The sequence below is a fragment of the Tabrizicola sp. genome (assembly GCF_031377265.1).
Taxonomy (GTDB): Bacteria; Pseudomonadota; Alphaproteobacteria; order Rhodobacterales; family Rhodobacteraceae; genus JAUYQR01.
Genome location: NZ_JANMET010000132.1, coordinates 1 through 4456, shown reverse-complemented (window position 1 = coordinate 4456; position 4456 = coordinate 1). Strand labels below are relative to the sequence as shown.

The 4456-nt window shown below is 58.8% G+C and carries 3 protein-coding genes and 1 pseudogene; all 4 read right to left on the bottom strand.

Annotation, left to right across the window (positions count from 1 at the left end; genetic code table 11):
• Window positions 1-1415, bottom strand: a pseudogene (locus tag RMO18_RS07665) (hypothetical protein); the annotation flags it as partial.
• An 18-nt stretch (window positions 1416-1433) separates the two neighbouring features.
• Window positions 1434-1880 carry a hypothetical protein gene (locus RMO18_RS07660; protein ID WP_309664987.1) on the bottom strand — a complete coding sequence of 149 codons (447 nt, stop codon included), beginning with the start codon at window positions 1878-1880 and terminating at the stop codon, window positions 1434-1436.
• A 326-nt stretch (window positions 1881-2206) separates the two neighbouring features.
• Window positions 2207-3886, bottom strand: coding sequence for a cytochrome c oxidase subunit 1 (locus RMO18_RS07655; RefSeq protein ID WP_309664986.1), 1680 nt, complete (start codon window positions 3884-3886; stop codon window positions 2207-2209).
• A 242-nt stretch (window positions 3887-4128) separates the two neighbouring features.
• Window positions 4129-4456 (bottom strand): cytochrome C (locus RMO18_RS07650; protein WP_309664985.1); only part of this gene is annotated, 328 nt, incomplete at its 5' end.

Sequence of the window (4456 nt, the reverse complement as noted above, 5' to 3'; positions counted from 1 at the left end):
AGGGTGAAAGAGGCGAAATTGGCAGCGGTAAGGCCGGTGACGGTGGCCACCAGAATGCCAAGCTGTGCCCATTCGCCGGTGAAGTTGAAGACATCGGCGCCACCCCCGCCCCAGACGATGCGGGTGTCCAGCCCCTCGCCGGAGAGAATGTCGAACATATCCGCCCCGTAGCCCCCGGCGGCCATCAGGCTGTCGGCCCCGGACAAGGTGATGGTGTCAGCGCCACTGCCGCCGATCAGAACCTCCACCGCCATCGCCAGCATGTCGGCGTCGATTGCGTCAGGGCCGATGGCCCAGGCCGCATCCCGCCCCGCGCCGCCGCTGACTGTACCGGACGCCAAGTCTTCGGCATCGAAGAAGATGAAGTCATCGCCCCCGCCGCCAAAGAGATGGTCGCCGCCTTGGCCGCCGAATAGGACGTCGTCCACCGAAGTGCCATTAACGACGTCTTCGCCTCCCCCGGCAACGTAGATAAGGCCGTTCAGCGCCAGCTGAAATTGGGGCATAAGGAATGAGTACGGACCAGCATTCTCGTATTGCTGGAGCAAGTTGATCCCCTCAGGCGTGGTCCACCCCGAGAAGGTATCGCTTTCGTTAGTTCCATAGACAACCAGCTTTTCGGCTTCAACAGCGGATGTAATTCCATCTGAAAACAGCGAGTCAAATATTTGCTGAGTGCCACTCTGCAGCTGCAACTGCCGTGGTAAATTGTATTCAAATGCGCCGTAGCCGAGATCGTCAAACTGAGCAGCATTTTCCCAATAATCAGCTTCGGTGAATGTTTCGCGCGGCACATCGTCAACAAAAGTCATGTCCACCCGTCGGCCAATCCCGGAAGGATCAACCGCATGCTGTGACACGTGTTGGGTTTGCGTCGTGGTACCATCGCTGGACACAAAGTCAAAGTTCTCACCAGTGCCCTGCCGTGGCAGGACAGCAAAGTTGTCGATTGCCTTGGTGTAGGTGTAGGTTCCGTCTTCGTTCATCGTTCGGGTGACGACAAACTCTGCATCTGATATCTGAAAGGAAGTGTTACCCCAAAGAAAGACCCGCTCAGCAAAATTGTCTTGTCCGTCATCGAAATCTTTGTGGTCGATAGAAAGTCCGTACGAGCCGAGTCCCAATACATTCGCCCATTGTTCCTTTGTCAGGCGGACTTCATTGCCGGTCTGACCGATGAACAGCTGAGCGACATCATATCCATTCACCTCATCAAAGAAATCGCTGACTATCGTAAATGAAGATGCAAGCGCAAACCTGCCGGGACCGGCCATGAACTCCTGAGAGCTTATCGGAGGAAGTGCAGTTACTTCAATTTCGGGCCTTATCAGGTTGGGATTGACGAAAGTGTTGGGTGCGCTGTCCGATCCATAGAGGTATTTCGTAACGACACTGCTTAAACTCGGTAGCATCATGCACAAGCCTCCTTAGCTTTACCAATTGTCGTCGTCCATATCATACCAGATTGCTTTGCCGCAGGTGGTGATAGCAACCTCTGTAGTACGGTCGACTTCCTTCTCGGCCGCGCCATCTTTTACCCGGTACGCTTTGTACGTCGCGCTCACAAAACCATAGAATGAATATCTCTCCTGCCATTCTGGTGTGGGCACAAAACCCTCACTCCCACTTGTGGAGAAGGTGCAGCAGCCCGGGTTGCGCGCAAGGAAGTCTTCAAGTCCTTGATAGGTGACACTTCCTAAGAACCCACCCTCTCCGTTCAAAAAATTGGTCGCCATGTGGCTCTCGAAGACCGCCGTAACGCCCGCGTCCAGCGCAGCCTCAGGCCCGATGGGTTCAGAGCATTGGGTCTCGGCACTGGCTAAAATGCTTGTTGACATAACTATCGCGGCTGGAATGAACAGGAGCTGTTTCAATTTCATCAGCTACTCCGATTTCGCCTTTTGGCGATGAAAAAACACAACCGGGGGGGGTATGTCAAGCCCGCCGAACCCGCTCAGATGGAAACACTCCGTTGCCAAACGGCGCGACCGGCGCGGTGTTGGCGGGGCGGGCGTGGTGTGCCTTCGGCAGCCCGGTACTTGGGCCAGATTGATGCAAGGCGCGCTGACGCCTGTGATGCACCGCGCCAGACGATGCGGGTGTCCAGCCCGTCGCCGTAGGTAATGTCGACTACGTCCGCTCCGTCCCTGCAAAAAAACGCAAAAGGCCCCGGATCGCTCCGGGGCCTTTCGTGTCTGTTGCAGCCTCAGTGGGTGTGCTGCTTGTCCCAGTCTTCGCGCTTGGGCAGCTGCTCGAACGTGTGTTCGGGCGGCGGCGAAGGCAGGGTCCATTCCAGGGTGTCGGCATATTCGTTCCAGTAGTTGTTCTCGGTCACCCGGCGGCCCCAGAGGAGCGTGTAGAACACGATGCCGATGAAGAACACGAACGAGGCGAACGAGAGGAACGCGCCCATCGAGGAGAACCAGTTCCAGTAGGCAAACGCCTCAGGATAGTCGATGTAGCGGCGTGGCATGCCTTGGCGGCCCAGGAAGTGCTGCGGGAAGAAGGTGAGGTTCGAGCCGATGAACATCATCCAGAAGTGCAGCTTGCCCGCCCATTCCGGATACTGGCGGCCCGACATCTTGCCGATCCAGAAATACATGCCGGCGAAGATGCCGAACACCGCACCCAGCGACATCACGTAGTGGAAGTGCGCGACGACATAGTAGGTGTCATGGTAGGCGCGGTCGACGGCAGCCTGGCTCAGCACGATCCCGGTCACGCCACCGGCGGTGAACAGGAACAGGAAGCCGAAGGCGAACAGCATCGGTGTCTTGAATTCAACCGAGCCGCCCCACATCGTGGCGATCCAGGAGAAGATCTTGATGCCGGTGGGCACCGCGATCACCATCGTGGCCAGCATGAAGTAGGACTGCTGGGTCAGCGACATGCCGACAGTGTACATGTGGTGCGCCCAGACGACGAAGCCGAGCACGCCGATGGCGACCATCGCATAGACCATCGGCAGATAGCCGAAGATCGGTTTCTTGGAGAACGTGGCGATGACCTGGCTGATGATGCCGAAGGCCGGCAGGATGATGATGTACACCTCCGGGTGGCCGAAGAACCACAGGATGTGCTGATACAGCACCGGGTCGCCGCCGCCCGAGGGCGAGAAGAACGTGGTGCCGAAGTTGCGGTCGGTCAGCAGCATGGTGATGGCACCGGCCAGCACGGGAAGTGCCAGCAGGATCAGCCAGGCGGTGACGAAGATCGACCAGGCGAACAACGGCACCTTGTGCATGGTCATGCCGGGGGCGCGCATGTTCAGGAACGTGGTGATCATGTTGATCGCGCCAAGGATCGACGAGGCACCGGAGAGGTGCACGGCAAAGATCGCGAGGTCCATCGCATAGCCGCCTTCGGCGGTGGTGGACAGCGGCGGGTACAGCACCCAGCCCACGCCCGCGCCGGTGCCAAGGTCACCGCCGCCACCGGGGGCGAACAGCGAAGCCACGGCAAGCGAGGTGCCGGCGATGAACAGCCAGAACGACAGGTTGTTCATCCGCGGGAAGGCCATGTCCGGCGCGCCGATCTGCAGCGGCATGAAGTAGTTGCCAAAGCCGCCGAAGAGCGCGGGAATCACCACGAAGAACATCATCAGGATGCCGTGGGCGGTGATGGTGACGTTCCAGATATGGCCGTTTGGCGTGCAGGTCGCGGCGGCATCAGCCACAAGGCGCAGGCCTTCCTGGCACATGTACTGCACGCCGGGGTGCATCAGCTCCATCCGCATGTAGACGGTGAAGATGACCGAGATCAGACCGACAAGACCGCCGGCAAAGAGGTAAAGGATCCCGATGTCCTTGTGGTTTGTCGACATGAACCAGCGGGTGAAGAACCCGGGTTTGTGATGTTCGTGGCCATGGATGGCTGCGTCCGCCATTGGCGTCTCCCGCTTTGGTCATATTGCATATGGACAAACGGCGGTCGGTTGACCCGGTCCGCCCGGTTCCCTTGTGCAGATGTCTTTACTGGGGCTGGCGGGTTGTCGCAATGTCTGACTTTGCCGCAGGCCCAAAAATCAGGCCGGCAGGCAGATTTGCGGGGCGGCGCATCGCCGCAGGGCAATGAAAAAGCGCGACCCTCCGGAGGAAGGCCGCGCTTTTGGGTGGATGTGCCCGAGGTTTATTGGGTGACCGAGGCGAGATAGGCCGCGACATCCTCGCCACCGGCGGCAAGCTTGAATGACATCTTCGACTTGGCTGCATCGTCACCGGTAGCGGTTTTCAGATAAGCGGCAGGATCGACGACGTAGGTGGCCAGCGAGGCTTCGTCCCAGACCGCGCCTGTCGCGCCGAGGGCAAGGATGCCTTCGCCGTACTTGAAATCAGGGTCAGAAGCGACGGCGCGCCCGATGATGCCATAGAGGTTGGGGCCGGTCTTGCCACCCTTTTGAATCTCGGTTCCGTCCGGGGCAATGACCGAATGGCAGGCCTTGCATTTCTTGAACGTA

Excerpts from the sequence above, each read along its gene's own strand:
- RMO18_RS07660 (WP_309664987.1), bottom strand. The coding sequence starts at position 1,880 with ATGAAATTGAAACAGCTCCTGTTCATTCCAGCCGCGATAGTTATGTCA.
- RMO18_RS07655 (WP_309664986.1), bottom strand. The coding sequence starts at position 3,886 with ATGGCGGACGCAGCCATCCATGGCCACGAACATCACAAACCCGGGTTC.